Source organism: Desulfovibrio psychrotolerans (assembly GCF_013340305.1).
GTDB classification, from domain to species: Bacteria; Desulfobacterota; Desulfovibrionia; order Desulfovibrionales; family Desulfovibrionaceae; genus Halodesulfovibrio; species Halodesulfovibrio psychrotolerans.
In genome coordinates, this window is the sequence record NZ_BLVP01000001.1 from 469,323 (window position 1) to 485,273 (window position 15,951).

General features: G+C 58.3%; 13 protein-coding genes. 6 read left to right on the top strand and 7 right to left on the bottom strand.

Going from position 1 to position 15,951, the window contains the following annotated elements; translation table 11 throughout:
• Positions 1-244: 244 nt before the first annotated feature.
• The 5 genes from HUV26_RS02080 to HUV26_RS02100 form a co-directional block, all read right to left on the bottom strand.
• The gene (locus HUV26_RS02080) at positions 245-2,704 is read right to left on the bottom strand and encodes an ATP-binding protein (RefSeq protein WP_174408420.1); all 2,460 of its coding nucleotides are present in this window, start codon (positions 2,702-2,704) and stop codon (positions 245-247) included.
• 12 nt (positions 2,705-2,716) lie between these two features.
• Positions 2,717-3,493: a substrate-binding periplasmic protein gene (locus tag HUV26_RS02085; protein ID WP_174408421.1), complete on the bottom strand. Its 777-nt coding sequence runs from the start codon at positions 3,491-3,493 to the stop codon at positions 2,717-2,719.
• 78 nt (positions 3,494-3,571) lie between these two features.
• Complete coding sequence (locus tag HUV26_RS02090) at positions 3,572-4,072, bottom strand: transporter substrate-binding domain-containing protein (protein WP_373869045.1); 501 nt, start codon at positions 4,070-4,072, stop codon at positions 3,572-3,574.
• A 339-nt stretch (positions 4,073-4,411) separates the two neighbouring features.
• On the bottom strand, positions 4,412-5,248 hold the full coding sequence (locus HUV26_RS02095) for a hypothetical protein (protein ID WP_174408423.1): 837 nt from the start codon (positions 5,246-5,248) through the stop codon (positions 4,412-4,414).
• A gap of 202 nt (positions 5,249-5,450) precedes the next feature.
• A complete protein-coding gene (locus HUV26_RS02100; RefSeq protein ID WP_174408424.1) occupies positions 5,451-7,436 on the bottom strand; it encodes an ATP-binding cassette domain-containing protein in 1,986 nt (661 codons plus the stop codon).
• A gap of 633 nt (positions 7,437-8,069) precedes the next feature.
• Between HUV26_RS02100 and HUV26_RS02105 the strand changes: the two genes are divergently transcribed.
• The 3 genes from HUV26_RS02105 (at position 8,070) to HUV26_RS02115 (ending at position 10,397) form a co-directional block, all read left to right on the top strand.
• A complete protein-coding gene (locus tag HUV26_RS02105; RefSeq protein ID WP_174408425.1) occupies positions 8,070-8,897 on the top strand; it encodes a nitrogen regulation protein NR(II) in 828 nt (275 codons plus the stop codon).
• A gap of 17 nt (positions 8,898-8,914) precedes the next feature.
• Complete coding sequence (locus tag HUV26_RS02110; RefSeq protein WP_243451239.1) at positions 8,915-9,775, top strand: methyl-accepting chemotaxis protein; 861 nt, start codon at positions 8,915-8,917, stop codon at positions 9,773-9,775.
• Positions 9,776-10,013: 238 nt separating this feature from the next.
• A complete protein-coding gene (locus HUV26_RS02115; protein ID WP_174408426.1) occupies positions 10,014-10,397 on the top strand; it encodes a hypothetical protein in 384 nt (127 codons plus the stop codon).
• Between the two features lie 157 nt (positions 10,398-10,554).
• Here the strand turns inward: HUV26_RS02115 and HUV26_RS02120 are convergent, their stop codons facing one another.
• Together HUV26_RS02120 and HUV26_RS02125 are read right to left on the bottom strand one after the other, a co-directional pair.
• The gene (locus tag HUV26_RS02120; RefSeq protein WP_174408427.1) at positions 10,555-11,046 is read right to left on the bottom strand and encodes a YajQ family cyclic di-GMP-binding protein; all 492 of its coding nucleotides are present in this window, start codon (positions 11,044-11,046) and stop codon (positions 10,555-10,557) included.
• A gap of 98 nt (positions 11,047-11,144) precedes the next feature.
• Positions 11,145-12,731 (bottom strand): DEAD/DEAH box helicase, encoded by a 1,587-nt coding sequence (locus tag HUV26_RS02125; RefSeq protein WP_174408428.1) that lies wholly within the window; start codon positions 12,729-12,731, stop codon positions 11,145-11,147.
• Positions 12,732-13,208: 477 nt separating this feature from the next.
• On the opposite strand from HUV26_RS02125, the gene HUV26_RS02130 reads away from it, so the two are divergent.
• The 3 genes from HUV26_RS02130 (at position 13,209) to HUV26_RS02140 (ending at position 15,762) form a co-directional block, all read left to right on the top strand.
• Positions 13,209-14,231, top strand: a complete 1,023-nt coding sequence (locus HUV26_RS02130) for a phosphotransferase enzyme family protein (RefSeq protein ID WP_174408429.1) — start codon at positions 13,209-13,211, stop codon at positions 14,229-14,231.
• Positions 14,232-14,500: 269 nt separating this feature from the next.
• Positions 14,501-15,205, top strand: a complete 705-nt coding sequence (msrA, locus tag HUV26_RS02135; RefSeq protein ID WP_174408430.1) for a peptide-methionine (S)-S-oxide reductase MsrA — start codon at positions 14,501-14,503, stop codon at positions 15,203-15,205.
• 56 nt (positions 15,206-15,261) lie between these two features.
• The gene (locus HUV26_RS02140; protein ID WP_174408431.1) at positions 15,262-15,762 is read left to right on the top strand and encodes a hypothetical protein; all 501 of its coding nucleotides are present in this window, start codon (positions 15,262-15,264) and stop codon (positions 15,760-15,762) included.
• Positions 15,763-15,951: the final 189 nt, after the last annotated feature.

Genomic DNA, 15,951 nt, shown 5'->3' on the forward strand with positions numbered 1-15,951 from the left:
GCACAGGACGGCTTTTCACCCTCTCCTGCTCTTCTGTCAAGCCAGAAGAGCACTTTCCGCGCAAGGCGCAGCAAAAAGCCGCTAGGACTACACATGAAAAGCCCGCAGAAATCGCGGGGCTGACTTACCGGGAGCCGTAAAACCTACCCGGCGCTGAGGGGATAATAAAGCAGTTTTTCACGATGAAAAGGGGGAGCAGAATAATTTTTTAAAATTTTCTCAATACTCCTTTAATATCAGCATATTAAATGACTGAAATTTCTTTGAGCAAAACGGACTTGTTCAGCGGTTTGGTTAAAAATCCTGTACACCCGGCATCAAACGCCTTGGCGCGCTCTTCATCCAGGGCATGGGCGGTAAGTGCCACCACGGGCACCGGGGGCAGGCCCCGCTCCGCCTCCATTTCACGGATGCGCCGTGTGGCGGTGAGCCCGTCCATGACCGGCATTTCTATGTCCATAAGCACCACGTCAAAATGCTCACGCCCGAACAACTGCACACCCTGCTGACCGTTTTCCGCCATGACGAGCTCATGCGGTGTGCGCCTGAGAAACAGTTCCACCACCATTCTGTTGTTGGGAGAATCGTCCACCAACAGGATGCGCAGAGGACGGGTTATGGTTTCCCCCTGCTCAGGCTCGTTTATCTGTTCCGATGAGGCGTCAAACACATCGCACAGAGCGGATTCCAGCGATTCCGGCGCAACGGGCTTGATGATTCTTGAAACCAGCATATCGGCGGGAATGACAGGATCTTTGGCACTATTCACTATTGTGCGCAGAATAATACAGCGCGGCACTCCTTCTTCCGCAAGGGCGGCGAGATACTCCCTTGCTCCTTCGAAGGGCAGCACGGTCACGGCGGCATCTACCGCCCACCCGCGGGAAAAGAGCCTGCGCACCAGTTCCGGGGCAAGGACGGGATCGCTGAGGGTTTCCACAGAGGCACCCATTGCCTCCAGATGCTCCCGCATGAACGTGCGGCTGAAATCGTGAGGTTCCACAACCAGCAGACGCCTGCCCGCCACGGTAAGAGAGTGTTCCTTGCGGGCAAGGGGGGCGTGCCGTACCCCGAACATGGCGGTAAACGAAAACACCGCGCCTTTTACTCCATCACTCTCTACCCGGATGCGTCCGCCCATGAGCGTGACCAGCTGACGGCAGATGGACAGCCCCAGACCTGTTCCGCCGAACTTGCGGGTTATGGAGGAGTCTGCCTGCGAAAAGGTATCGAAAATGCGGTCATGCAGGTGTCTGGGCACGCCCATGCCTGTATCGCGCACGCTGAACAGCAGGTTGCCGGAATCAAAGGTATCCGGGTTTGGCTCCACTTCCAGAAGGACCTCGCCCTCATCGGTGAATTTGATGGCGTTGCCCACAAGATTCATGAGCACCTGACGCAGTCGCGTGGGGTCGCCCACCAGCTTACCGGGAACATGCGGAGCAATACGCCACGCAATTTCCAGCCCCTTTTCGTGAGCGCGCACAGCCATGGCGCGGACGACCTTGTCCACCACTTCGTGGAGGTCGAAGTCGATATTCTCCATGGACAACTGGCCGGCTTCAACCTTGGAGATGTCCAGAATATCGTTGATGATGTCCAAAAGCCCTGCACCGGCAAACCGCAGCACCTTGAGGTTATCCCTCTGCTCCCGGCCCAGTTCTCCCTCTTCCAGCAGTTCCGCCATGCCCAGAATCACGTTCATGGGCGTGCGGATCTCGTGGCTCATGGTAGCGAGGAACTGGCTCTTGGAGCGGGTGGCGGCCTCCGCCTGCTCTTTGGCCTTCTGGAGATTTTCGATAACATGCTTTAATTCATCGTTTTTTTCATCAAGCTGGCGGGTGCGCTCGTCCACCTTGTCTTCCAGTGTCCAGCTATATTCCTCAATCTGCCTGCTCGCCTCGGTGAGGCTGCGCGCAAGCCGTTCCGACTCTTTACGCATGACCAGCAGGTTGGACAGCATGGCGTTAAACGCATCGCACAACACGGTAAGTTCGTTGCGGCCGTGCGTGTTTACCCGCACGCGCACGTGTTCCAGCGTATCCAGACTGACGTGCGTGGTGGCCTGCGTGAGTTCTTCCAGCGGCTTTGAAAGCAATCTGCGGGCAAACCAGAGGAAGATAATCCACAGCGCAGCGGTCTTGAGCACCGCGTTCACGAAGATGATGACAAACTCCTGCCACACCTCGGAAAGGACCACCCCGTGACTGGAAAAAACCGTCAACGCGCCTATGGTGTAGGGTTCGCCCCCGTATTCCGTATAAATGACCGGTGTGGTGAACCAGAAAAGGCCCTCACGGCCGCCGCCGCCTTCCACATGCAGCAGTTCACCGTCACGCCCGAAGGCGGGAGTGGTGAGCGGAAGGGATGTTTCGGTATTGCGCACCTCAAAAATACCCTGGAACTCTGTCTCAACACGCACCCCGACCACAACGGGGCTTTCCAGCATGCCGCGCACGATGGTGTGCACCTGCTCCTCGTCCACGTTATAAATGGCGGCGGCGAGGCCGTCGCGCACAATGATTTCCATGGAATAGATAGAACGGATGACCTTGTCGCGGGAGTTCAGGTAGGCGTTGAACAGCTGCAGACTTGTGAGGATGCAGGTAACGATGACATAGACAACAAAAACCTTGCGCAGCAGCAGGGTGGCCACGGAATCGTGAAGCGGAACGAAGAAGGGACTACGACTGTTCTCTGCCACCGCACCATCCCCTTATTGCGGGAAATTGAAACAGGGATAGGCGAATCCCCATTTCTCATAAATTTCACGCAGTTCCCCTGTATTATGCAGGCGTTCCATACCCCGGGCGTACCACTGCTCAATGGCTCTGCCCCGTGGTGAATCCAGCAGCACGGGAAAATACTGACGCCTGCCTGCCACCTGAATGGCATAATCATCCCTGTTAAACGGGATGCGCGCGTCCGCAAGCGATTCCTGTATGAAGTTCAGATCGTCCACATAGTAATCCGCCCGCCCCAGAAGAACCATGGACAGCGCGGCGTCCGGCGTTCTTACTTCACGCATGGTCACGGACTCCGGAAAATTCCTCTCTGAATAGTACCCCATACGGAATACCACGGTTTTTCCCGCCAATGTTTGCGGCCCCTCCCACTCCGGCTGCTGCCTGCGGTTGAAAAAAACGTGAAAATCCGCCTCATACATGGGATATCTGGCAACAAAGAGCGGTTCGGCCGCCCTGTCGCGACAGGTCATCATATCTGCCCTGCCCGCCTGAACCAGATCATTGGAGCGTTGCGGGGGAGCGTATGTGCGCGCGATATGCACCCCTTGCCGCGTGAATATGTTATCCAGTATTTCATGATACAGCCCTGTACCATCGCGGTTTGTGAAGCGTTCCCATTCCGGACCGACCACAACCACGGCTCCCAGATCAGCAGCACACAACGCACGGGCAAACGCAAGAATCAGAAAAAAAGCCAGTCCCGTCCGCCTCATCCGTTGCCCCCTGTCACGCGCCTGATGCATCATGCAAAAATTCCTATGCATAATGCCATAATGGACACGCAGACGCAACGCCGCAAGCCATAAAAAGCAAAGCTGCCCCGGCTACTCCTGCGAATAACGGGGATACGGGAAGCCCCATTTTTCGAAAATAGGTTTGAGCCTGCCTTCGCGGATAAGCTGCTCCATGCCGTTGTCGTACAGGTCGCGCACCTTGTTGCCCCGTTCAGAAAGAAGCAGCACGGGATGGTAGGTTCTGTATCCGGCTACCTCCACTCCGTATTCGGCGGGATTGAACGGAATCTTGTTCTGACGGATGGAGTCGTCTATAAAGGATAAGTCGTCCACATAAAAATCGGCCCGCCCGAGCAGCACCATGCCCAGCGCCGCACTGCCCGTCTTTACTTCCCGCGCCTGTATGGGCACGTGGAAGTTGGCTTCTGCATAGTAGCCTATACGCCAGACAACGGAACGGTCCCGGAGCGATTCGCCCCCTTTCCACTCCCCGATGCGTTCCTTGTTGAAGAACACATGGTAGGCCCCTTCGTACATGGGATATTTGGCCAGTTGCAACGGAGCCACGGCCACGTCATGACAGGTCATCATATCCGCCCTGCCGGAACGGACAAGATCATATCCCCTCTCTGAAGGCACATACTGCCGCACGACTGCTATTCCGTGCAGAGCAAAAACTTCGTTCAATATCTCATGATAGAGACCGGTTCCATCTTTATTCGTAAATCTTTCCCATGAGGGACCGACGACTATCACTTCATCGATATTTTGAGCAAAAGCATTGCCTAAGCAAGCGCAAAACAACCATACAACAAATATTGCCGTACGCATAAGTACTCACCGCCTGTATGCTACACACCCTACAACAGGCAACAGGCGGTGAGCAATAGTGTTTTGCAACATCCTTCCGCTTTGTGCGAGTGCACCATCTTATACAGGAATGTGAGTGCCCGAACAAACAGCAGTTTCCCGGAACTGTTCCACACCTCCCGTACCGGGAACTCCTCCCCCGTCGCGCCGCGAAATGCGAACGCGCAGCCAGCGGCACTGGCAGCCGGATATAATACGATAAAGCTCCATTAACGGGTCAAGCCGGTTAGTATGGGGGTACACGAAGTGATGTTCCGGAAACTGTTCCGGGATCATGCGCAACTGAATGGCGTGTTCTTCGAGCAGATACTCGCGGCTTAACGCCGCAACACGTGCCCGTTCCGATTCACCGGCATCTGCCGCGCAGGCAGACCGCACAAAATGGCCCACCATTTCATCCACAAGATGATTTGCGCAGTAACTCTTGGAGCACAGCGCATCCAGCTCGCGGCGGTGACGCATGTAAGCCTCTGAATGCAGCAACTCTCCCCAGTAGACAACACGGCACGGTATGGAAAGGTCTTTCCAGTGAGCGCTGTTGGCTGCAACCCACTGCCTGCCTTTCTCCAGCGCGCGCGACAATGCTTGCTCCGCATCGAGTGACGCATCTTCAATGACCAGCGTGTGCCTGTGCAACACGTCGGACACAATGATCACACATTCTTTGAAACTTTTTTCCACCAACCGCATAATGGACGCAAACTTGCCACCCTCATGGTACTCCTGCCCGAGGCTGATGGGCACAAAACAGATATTGTCGTACAGGGCCTGTTTTTCGAACTGCAGATTCCTGAACTTGGCCACATACAGTTCCCTGCCGGATGCAGCTTCTGCAAACGCCTTCTGCGCGTCAGACCGGATACCCTGATTGGGTGAGATTTTGTCATCGTGCCACATGCTCCACTCCTTATTTGTGAAGAGGTATTTAGTGACACGCTATTTATCAGTTTGCCTATATAATGAAAACGAAAAAACCCTCCACACAGCCATATTGCGGAGGGTTCCCTTTAACACACGGGAAATTCAGAGAGTAATCACAGATATGCAACCATAACAACGCGAGGCGCGCTCTTAGCCGCCCGCAACGCTTCTTCTGCCGCTACCCGCGCAGCGCTTCCAGTTCTGCAATGCGCGACTCCACAGCTTCCCACCGCTCCAGAGTACGCAACTGCTCTTCTTCCAGTACCGTCATTCGCTCTCCGGCAGCGGTAAACCCGGCGGGGTCGCGGGTGTAGAAGCCGGAGTCCGCAAGGTGCGTCTCCAGTTCTCGCTGTTCCGCCTCCAGCGATTCAAGCACGGACGGAAGACCGGCCAATTCTTCGCGCAGTGCGCTGAGCTCCCGCTGTTCATTAAAGGTCAGCTTGCGGACCTGTACGCCTGCAGATGTTGCGGAAGCTGGAGGCTCCGCTCCATCCTTCCCGGCATCCGGCACCACTGCTCCGGCTGCGGATACAGACCCCGGCGCGCTGCGCTGCCGCAGCCAGTCATCATAGCCGCCCACATATTCCCGCACCCGTCCCCCGCCCTCGAAGGCGAGCGTGGAGGTGACCACGTTGTTCAAAAATTCCCGGTCATGGCTCACCACAAGCACAGTGCCGGAATACTGCACCAGCAGGTCTTCCAGCAGGTCAAGGGTCTCCATGTCCAGATCGTTGGTGGGTTCGTCAAAAACCAGTACATTGGACGGTTTGGTAAACAGACGGGCGAGCAGCAGCCTGTTACGTTCTCCTCCGGAAAGAGTTTTTACAGGCATGTGGATGCGCTCGGGATCGAAAAGAAATTCCTTGAGGTATCCCACCACATGCTTCTGCACGCCATTTATCTCCACCGTGTCGCCACCGTCCGCAACGCTCCGGCGCACAGAGAGGTTATCATCCAGTTCCGCCCGCAACTGGTCGAAATAGGCCACCTCCAGCCGCGTGCCGTGGCGCACGGAGCCTTCCTGCGGCTGCAGCCTGCCCAGAAGCAGTTTGAGCATGGTCGTCTTGCCCACGCCGTTGGGCCCCAGCAGCCCCACCTTGTCACCCCGGCTTATGACCAGCGAGACATCACGGATGACCGGCTCAGAAGCATCGGGGTACGTGTAGGTGATAGCACGCGCATCCACCACCAGCTTGCCGGATCGCTCCGCCTCCTGCACATGCATGTTTACCGTGCCCGTACGCTCACGCCGCTGCCTGTGCTCATCGCGCAGTGCCTCCAGCGCACGCACCCTTCCCATGTTTCTGGTGCGCCTTGCCTTTATGCCCTTGCGTACCCACACCTCTTCCGATGCCAGCTTCTTGTCATGGCGGTTCCACTCCTGCTGTTCGGCATGCAACTGCCCTTCCTTGCGTTCCAAAAAGGTATCGTAATCGCATGACCAGTCCGCCAGATGCCCGCGGTCCAGTTCCACAATGCGATTGGCCACGCGGCGCAGAAACATGCGGTCATGCGTTACCAGCACAAGCGTGCGCACGCGGCGGAGCAGAAACTCTTCCAGCCAGTCTATGGAATCCACATCCAGATGGTTGGTGGGTTCATCCAGCAGCAGCATGTCCGGTTCGGCGGCAAGGGCGCGGGCCAGCATGACCCTGCGTTTCATACCGCCGGAAAGGCTTGAAAATTCCACATCCGGGCGCAACTTCAGATGGTTGATTATGCCCTGCACCATGCTATGGGCCTGCCAGCCGTCTGCCTCATCCAGCACCTGCTGCGCCCGCGCCATGCGCTGCGCCGTTTCCGGCGACATATCGCCTGCCTCCATACGGGAAGCGGCGAGGTGATACTCCGCAAGCGCCTGCCCCACACGCCCATCGCCGCCCGCTCCCTGAACCCCACCGGCAATGACGCCGTAAACCTGCCCGGAAATATCGCGCGGGACATCCTGCGCCAGCATGGATACGCGCAGCCCCTGCTGCAGGGCCACCGTTCCCCCGTCGGGGGAAATGTCACCATGCATGACCTTAAGAAAGGTGGACTTGCCCGCCCCGTTACGTCCAAGCAGGCAGACGCGCTGCCCTTCTTCTATCTGAAGGTTCACGCCATCCAGCAGCAGCGGGCCGCCGAGAGAAAGAGACACGTTATGCAGACTGAGTAATGCCATGGGATGTTTCCTTAACGCCGGAAGATTAACCGGACCGGCAGCGGTGAGTTGTAGCCGTCATCCGCTGAAACGGCAAGCATGGCCCGCCTCTGCCCGTATGGCTGCTCCGGACGAACGGCCTCTCTTTACCGATGGGTACTCCGACCGGACAGGTGCTCCAGCGGGTGATCCAGCGGGCGCTCCAGACGGACAGGTGCTCCGGGCAAACGACTGTTCCGGACGGCCCGAATGGTTTTTTTCTGTATTGCCCGGTGGCCCGATTCCATACTGCCGGAAAGAGATATGCACCGGACAACAGGAGTGAGCATACACATACTGCATCGACGCACTGATAACGACATTCATATGGCATTTACGTTGCAATCTCATGTCAAATAATACTATAGCGGCCTTGGGGGCAACACACCAATGCAGAAGAACTTTTCTTCTACGCTTCATTATCCGGAGGATACGCACATGCGCATTTCATTATTTCCAACATTTGCATTGCTCTGCATAACTTCTGCCGCAGCAGCGGCGACAAGCATATTAGCTTATTCCGCTACAACAAATCCATCCTTTACAGGTATGGTATCTATTGCATTCATCACAGCGGCAGGTACTGCGGTTATATCCGGATTATGCCTGCATTACATGGTAAATACACCACAGATGCTGCTGCACCGCATCACATCCGGCAAAACTGCCGACCTTGCCCTGCTGCGGGCTGACAGCCCTGCGGGCAGAGCCGCTTGTGCCATCCTGACGCTGCGGGCGGAAAAACAGCACGCCGAATCGCTCTTTGACACTGCGCTTGGCGCGCTGGCGGGAGCAAGACCGTTTGTTATCATTAATGCGAACGGGGATATACTTCGGCTGGATGATCGCACAGTGCCGCTGCTGGGCCTTTCCGGCACGGCGGAAGAGCATGTGTGCAGGCCCCTTGCCTCTCTGCCCGGACAGGCGGGCAGCATTGGTTCCCTTGCGGAACGGGCTTTGCGTGAAAAACATGCGGTTTATGAAGAGGTTTCCGGACTGCCGGGGCACTCGTCCGGCACCTGCCTGCTTGTTACGGCAGAACCGCTCATGACGCCTTCCGGCAGCATGCTCGGTGCTTGTATTTTCCTTACTGACCTTACCGAACAGCGGGAGCTGGAGAGGGAAGCCGTTGCCCGCAAAGTGCACACGGCGGAAATGACCACTCAATCGCTCCGTGCGGCACAACAGGTGAGCGATGCCTCGGAACATCTTGCAGAACGCATACAGAGTGCCAATGCGGGAGCTACGCAGCAGCAGGAGCGCACCACGGAAACAGCCACCGCCATGGAGCAGATGAACGCCACGGTCATGGAGGTTGCCCGGAGTGCGGGAGAGGCGGCGGAACTGGCTTCTACCACGCGTGAGCATTCTTCACGAGGTGCAGAGCGCATGCAGCATCTGGAACATTCCATCGCCGGGGGGGCACAGTCATTTCCAACCTGAGCGAACGCATTGCCGATCTGGGCACGCGCGCCGTGGACATAGGACAGGTGATGAACGTCATTAACGACATCGCGGACCAGACCAACCTGCTGGCTCTGAACGCGGCCATTGAGGCTGCCCGTGCGGGAGATGCCGGGCGGGGATTTGCCGTGGTTGCCGACGAGGTGCGCAAGCTGGCAGAAAAAACCATGACCGCCACCAAGGAAGTGGGCAGCGCCATCCAGTCCATACAGGAAAGCTCCAAGGCCGCGGGCAGTGAAATGCAGCAGGCCCTTGCTGCCGTGCAGGAAGTGACGGAAAGCGCCAACGCCTCCGGTCTGGCGCTGCGCAGGATTGTGGAGCTTGCGGATAAGACCAGCATGCAGGTGCAGTCCATAGCCACAGCCGCTGAGGAGCAGTCTGCCACCTCGGAACAGATAAACCGGGCCGTGGAAGAGATAACCCGCATTGCCACAGACACCATGGAGACCATGAACCTTGCGGCAACAGACGTTTTTGGCCTTTCCGGCAGGGCAAGCGACCTTAAGCTTATCATCTCGCGCATGCAAAACGGAGAAGACCACGCCTGCACCGAGGCCCATGCAGACGGCAAGGCCGTTCCGTGCTGGGTGCACAAGAACTGCGGAAGGGAAAAAGGCGGCAAAAAGGAAAAAGAAATGGGCGTGTGCCCCGCATGGCCCGACCATGGCTTCAGTTGCGCCTCGGTTACCGGAACCTACTGCGGCGGGGTGGTGCAGGAAACCTTTGCCAAAAAGATAGCCAACTGTGCCAAGTGCGACTTTTTTAAAAGCACCCACTATGACCGGGAAAGTATACACGCGGCCTTTGAAAAGGCGCCCTCCGGCCCCGGCCTCAAGCCCCGTATACCGCTTCGCTGAACAGCTGCGCTGTGCCCCGCGGCAGGCGGCATTGCCCCCTTGCCCGCAATACCGCCTGAGTGCAACGAACACCCGCTCCGCAGGTTCCCCGAAAAAACGGTGGTGCTTCTCTCAGTAAATATTCAGTGCGGGCGGGCGGATATTCCGCTATGTGCAGAGAGCTGGATATTTCACGGCCCGTAGCAGATTGCCATTTTTCCGGGGCCTGCTATGGTGCCTATAGTCAAAGGAGTGTGCCATGGGAAAAAATCCGTTCCCCCCGCTGACGGAATGGCTGGAAGCAAAGGCCGCCAAGATTGCCATGCTGGAGGAGAAGGCCCGCATCTCTCTGCATGAGGAGCAGGATCAGGCCCGATACAAACAGCTTATGCTTGAAAAGGCCAGCCTGCTGGCAACCCTTGCAGACGAGGCTGCCCCGTTTACCGCGCAGCTGCCGCAACCGACGCGCAACATGGTGGAAGAGGGGCTTGCCCGATTTTCGCACAGCGCCATGGTGGCGAAACGGGTGGGTTCCGTTTTCTACATGTCTGCCCTGCTCTACCCGGAGGACCACAGGCCGGGAGAGAAGAACGACCTTGAAATATTCATGGACTCGGTACGGCAGGCAGCCAAGTCTGCCTGAGATACGCCCCCAACAGACGCGGAACATCTACAGTGCCTGAAGGCGCAACACCAACAAACGCGGGGCGGGGAGTAGTGCACTACTCCCCGCCCCGTTCATTTCTGCCTGCCGTTCTGGTGCTTTTCGCACTCCGCCCGCACTCCGGCGGGCAGCCGGATCAGGATTTCATATTCACAAACTGTAGCGGCACATCGTACTCCCCTGCCCGGAGCAGGGTGATCACTTCCTGCAATTCGTCAATTTTCTTTCCGGTAACGCGCACCTGCTCATCCTGAATGGCAGCCTGCACCTTAAGCTTGGTGGCTTTGATATCCTTGACGATTTTTTGCGCCTGTTCCTTGGAAATGCCTTCCCGTATATGCACCTCGCGCTTTACCGCTCCGCGCGATGTGGGTTCCATATTCTTGAACTCCAGCACCTTGGGATCCAGCTTGCGCTTTATGCAGTGGGCCTGCAGCATTTCGCCCACAGCCTTTATCTTCATCTCATCAGCGGTGACAATGCTGACACGCTTGGAACCCTTATCCAGCGTGATTTCCGTCTGAGAACCGCGAAAATCGAAGCGCGTTTCCACTTCCTTTTTCACGTTGTTCACGGCGTTGTCCAGTTCCTGCAAGTCCACCTTGTTCACAACGTCAAATGAGGGCATTCTGGATTCCTCCGTTTCTTTGGCATCCGGCCAGTATTCTCTTGGGCGGGTTGTAGCAGAAGCGCCCGCCGGATTCAAGCCGGCAGGCCGTTTCCCGGTTAATCCCGGCCCTTGCCGCCTTCCGGTTCTTCGCCGAGTATCTTTACAGATGGGTCCATGCGGGTCCCTCGCTTTTCTGCACAGGCTTCTTCCGCACGACCCGCAGGCGGGGCGACAATTCCTTTTCCGGCACGCGGCGGTCTTGCGCCTGTCTGAACTTTCTGAGTCCCTTTGCTTCTGCCGCCTGCACTCCCCGCAGCCTTCTGCGTTCTGCCGGGTACGACCGATCCCGCCTTGCCGGTACCGGGGGATTTTCCCCCATCGGGGGCGTTCTGCGGCGGCAGAGGGTGAAGAATGCCGCGTACGTTACCCGCATGAGGGGCGGGTTGCCTTGGCGGGCGCTGATTGCGCAGCGCATCCGGCGTCTCATGCTCCACCTGGGTGGGCATGAAGGCACGGGCCACCCTTTTGGGACGGGGCACCCGTGGTACCTTGGCGGGACGCGCGTCCATGCTCCGCCTGTCTTCGCTGTAATCAAAACCGGGAACGAGGCAGACGGGAAGCGATTCTCCCATGGCGCGTTCCAGCGTGCGCACCATGGGCTCATCTTCGGGCGTGACAAAAGTGATGGCCTTTCCCGTGCGGCAGGCTCTGCCCGTTCGGCCTATACGATGGATGTAGGTATCTACCGTGGGCGGAAAATCGTAGTTAATGACATGGGATACGGAAGAAATATCCAGCCCGCGGGCGGCGATGTCCGTAGCCACAAGAACGGCATACTTGCCCCGCCTGAATCCTTCCAGCGCGGCCTGCCGCCGCCTTTGGGACAGGTTGCCCTGCAGGCAGGCCACATTGAACCCCACCTTGCCCAGTTGCTGCCACAGCCGCCGCGCCCCGTGCCTGGTGCGGGTGAACACCAGCATGGAATCATACCCCAGCGTGCGCAGCATGGTCTTGAGCAGAGGGGTTTTGAGGTGCGGGGCAACGGGATACAGGGCATGGGAGACGGTTTCTGCCGGGCAGGCGGTATTTACCTCCACAAGCACGGGATGCCGCATATTGTCTTCCACCAGCGCCTGCACGGGTTCCGGCATGGTGGCGGAAAACATGAGAGTCTGCCGCCGGGTACGGGTAAGCCGCAAAATTTCGCGCACATCGTCCAGAAAACCCATGTCGAACATCATGTCGGCTTCGTCCAGAACCAAAATCTCCACAGCGGAAAGGTCTACCGTGCCCTGCCGCACATGGTCGAGCAGCCGCCCCGGACAGGCCACAAGAATTTCTGCCCCCGCCCGCATCTGGAGAACCTGACCGTGGAAGCCCACCCCGCCGAAGATGGGCACGCTGCGCAGCCGCGTGCGCCGCGCAAAGAGGCGGATATCGTCATGGATCTGCCCGGCAAGTTCCCGGGTGGGAGCCACCACCAGCCCGCGCACCACGTTCAGGGGGCCTTCGTGCAGGCTGTCCAGCATGGGCAGGACAAAGGCCGCCGTTTTGCCCGTGCCTGTCTGGGCAAGCCCGAGCACATCCCTGCCCTCCATGGCGGGGGGAATGGCCCGCTCCTGAATGGGCGTGGGCGCGATGAAGCCTTGTTCCGCCACGGTTTCCAGCAGGCTGGGGTGCAGGGAAAAATGGGTGAAGCTCAACGGTGCTCCCTTTACGACAGATTCCGCAGGTCAGGACTATTACACTGATCAGATGTATCTGACCGGACTAACTGGGCGAACTGGGCAAGCTGTTCAGGCGGGCAGAGTCCGTTCCTGCACCAGACGCAGAGCGTCGAGTCATGCGCCTGACGCAGAGCGTCGAGTCATACGCCCAGACGCGGAGCGTCGAGTCGTATGCCAAGCGCAGAGCGTCCGGTCAGACATGCAGAAGCCCGCAAACAATAATCATATGCCGACTGCGCCATTTCCGCAACGCCCGTCCTGCCCCCAATCCGGCTGGACAGAAACACAGCACCGTGGAAGAGTGCCGCCCATAATCCGGTCCGGTTGCTTATCCGGACACCGGATGCACCCCGGAACCATTGCGCGAACCCCACGCCATGCGCAGACACGGCACGCGCTGTCATGTAAAGGGCGGAACGATTTCCGGGTATACCACCAAACAGGAACAGACGCATGCGCGATATACTCAGCCGTTTCGACCTTACCCTGCACCGCGTGCGGGACGACATTTTCATTCCCGGCAGCCCGGAGCGGTGTATCGCCCGCTGTGTGGCGGAAGACACGCGCCAACGCCTGTGGCTCGTGGAGCGGCTTCCCCTTTCGCGCAGGCAGCGGCGTGAAACCGTGGGCTGGCTGGTCAGCACCCTTGCGGCAGCGGGGGCGCAGGGCGTGCACGGATTCCGCCGCGCGGGCCCCTCTGCGGTGAGTGCTGCCTATGAAACACCGGACAGGACGCCGGGGCGCATATCGGAGCTCACATCGGAAACAGGCGCATACACCGTGCTGCAAGACGGCTGCGCGTGGCAGTGCTCGCCCTTCATCCCCGGCGTTGAACTGCCAAGGCCGGAATATCTGGGCCATGCGTGGCGGGGCACCCATATTGCCGACTGCATTGCGGGCATCGGGCAGGCGTGGAAAAGGATGGCGGATGGCGGTGCCCGCTGCCCGGAAAATGCGGAAGTGCCTCCCCTGCCAGCATATATTGATCATATGCAGGACACACTGCGGCTTCGTGAACCCGGTGTGCACGCCCGCACGGAACCTGTAGTCCGGTCGCTTGCTCCGCTGTTTGAAGCATGGAGCACCCTGCCCCGCACCCTTGCCCACGGCGACTGCCACCCGCTTAACATCATATGGGGGGCAGACAGCATTCTCGGGCTGATAGACTGGGAGTTCTGCGGCATGCAGCCCGTGCTGTACGATGCCGCAAACTGCATAGGCTGCGTCGGGTTTGAACACCCGGATGGTCTGGTGAACGGCATGGTTCCCGCCATGATTGCAGGCTTGCGCGGAGCGGATATGCTGACGGCTGAGACCTTGCCTTGGCTGCCCCCCTTTGTGCTTGCCCTGCGCTTTGCATGGCTGTCGGAATGGCTGCGGAAACGCGACCATGAAATGGTGGAAATGGAGCTGGACTACATGGAGATTCTCCTGCGGCATCAGAAGGATATTCTGACCCGCTGGCGACAGTGCTGACATTCTGCGGTCCATGTTGCCTGTTACCTGTTCCATCTTGCTTGTTGTCTGTTACCTGATGCGTGACATTCCCCCCTCCCCTTTTTTGCAAAAGGCATTATATTGCCAGACAGGGCACCGCGCATTGTGCGGGTGCCGTAGCGGATGCACCACCGCAGATTGTTTTATCACCGGCCGATACGCCGCCGCGCTACACCGCGCGTAACCGTACGACACCGCGCGCAGTCCTGCGAAGTCGTGCGAAGTCGTTCGACATTGGGAGGTACGCCATGACAACATCCGCAGCCCTGCTCACCGCTTTGCTGTCTTTTGCCCTGCTTGCCGTCTTGCCGAGTGGAGTACGTGCGGCACAGAGAACTCCGGAGTCCGAAACATCACAGTCTGAAACGTCACTGCCCAGCGCTGCCGCCACGGCGGATAATGCGGAAGCCATTGAAAAGAAAGAGCATCCCCATGCTGTAGCCACCTTTGCGGGGGGCTGTTTCTGGTGTCTGGAGCCACCGTTTGACGTGCTGGACGGCGTGCTGGAAACCACTTCTGGGTACACGGGCGGACATGCCGAGAACCCTACCTATCAACAGGTTTCCGCAGGCATTACCGGCCACATGGAAGCCGTGCGCGTGCTCTATGACCCGGACAAGGTGGAGTATGCCACACTGCTGGATATTTTCTGGCGCAACATAGACCCGCTGGACCCGTACGGGCAGTTCTGCGACAAGGGAGAACAGTACCGTTCCGCCATCTTTTTCCATACCGAGGAACAACGCGCCCTTGCGGAATCTTCCATAAAAAAGCTAAATGAATCCGGCAAGCTCACGGGGCCCGTGGTCACGGAACTTCTGCCCGCCTCCAGATTCTGGCCGGCGGAGGAGTATCATCAGGACTATCCCGCGAAGAATCCTGTCCGCTACAAGTTCTATCGCTACAACTGCGGACGGGACAGACGGCTGAAGGAACTATGGGGAACCCCCTGATACCCTGAGCAATGCCGTGCTCACACGGCTTTGTACGCAGCAAACGCAAGAACAGTATGCAGGAACAACCAGACATGCTCCATAACGCCGGAGAAAACACCATGAAGCACAGGCACACCTACCTCGTCATGCCCGGCGTGTGGAGCGCAAAGGGCAACTTCACGGACGGCAACGGGACGCAGCATGCGGTTTCGGGCACGAGTACCATAACGCACGACAGAGGCATATGGTACAACCGCGCCGCCATGCTCATACACACCGTGCCACCTTCGGACATGGAGTGTGTCTACGAAATCGCCCCCATGATGCCGGGCAGCAACCACACAACGTGGACAGCGGAAACGCTGCCCATGGGGCGTATGTCCGGCAACTTTGCCATGGTGGGCAACACCATTCTCGCCTGTGCCTACACCCCGCAGGGAACCAGCATGGAAACCATGCGCCAGATAGATGCGGACACCTACGAGAACCGTGGGGCCCTTTTTATGGACGGTATACTCATATCCGCATGGGAGACGGTGCTGCACAGGCAGCAGCCCCAGTCCGACGGTCGGTGAGCAGACGACGGGCAGGGAGATTTTCTCAGCCGCCTTCCGGAACACGGCCACCTGACGGCGCGGTTGCACAGACAGCCCCGGACTGCGCGGTTGCGCAGGCAGCCCCTGACGACGCGGTTGTACGGGCAGCCCCGGACAGTGCGGCCTTCCTTCCGTTGTGCGCTGTACAGCCCGCGTACCATCTGGCAT

Bases quoted from the DNA above. Each gene is read 5' to 3' on its own strand.
- HUV26_RS02085 (WP_174408421.1), bottom strand. From the start codon at position 3,493: ATGATGCATCAGGCGCGTGACAGGGGGCAACGGATGAGGCGGACGGGA.
- HUV26_RS02090 (WP_373869045.1), bottom strand. From the start codon at position 4,072: ATGATGACCTGTCATGACGTGGCCGTGGCTCCGTTGCAACTGGCCAAA.
- HUV26_RS02095 (WP_174408423.1), bottom strand. From the start codon at position 5,248: ATGTGGCACGATGACAAAATCTCACCCAATCAGGGTATCCGGTCTGAC.
- HUV26_RS02100 (WP_174408424.1), bottom strand. From the start codon at position 7,436: ATGGCATTACTCAGTCTGCATAACGTGTCTCTTTCTCTCGGCGGCCCG.
- HUV26_RS02105 (WP_174408425.1), top strand. From the start codon at position 8,070: ATGGTAAATACACCACAGATGCTGCTGCACCGCATCACATCCGGCAAA.
- HUV26_RS02115 (WP_174408426.1), top strand. From the start codon at position 10,014: ATGGGAAAAAATCCGTTCCCCCCGCTGACGGAATGGCTGGAAGCAAAG.
- HUV26_RS02120 (WP_174408427.1), bottom strand. From the start codon at position 11,046: ATGCCCTCATTTGACGTTGTGAACAAGGTGGACTTGCAGGAACTGGAC.
- HUV26_RS02130 (WP_174408429.1), top strand. From the start codon at position 13,209: ATGCGCGATATACTCAGCCGTTTCGACCTTACCCTGCACCGCGTGCGG.
- msrA (WP_174408430.1), top strand. From the start codon at position 14,501: ATGACAACATCCGCAGCCCTGCTCACCGCTTTGCTGTCTTTTGCCCTG.
- HUV26_RS02140 (WP_174408431.1), top strand. From the start codon at position 15,262: ATGCAGGAACAACCAGACATGCTCCATAACGCCGGAGAAAACACCATG.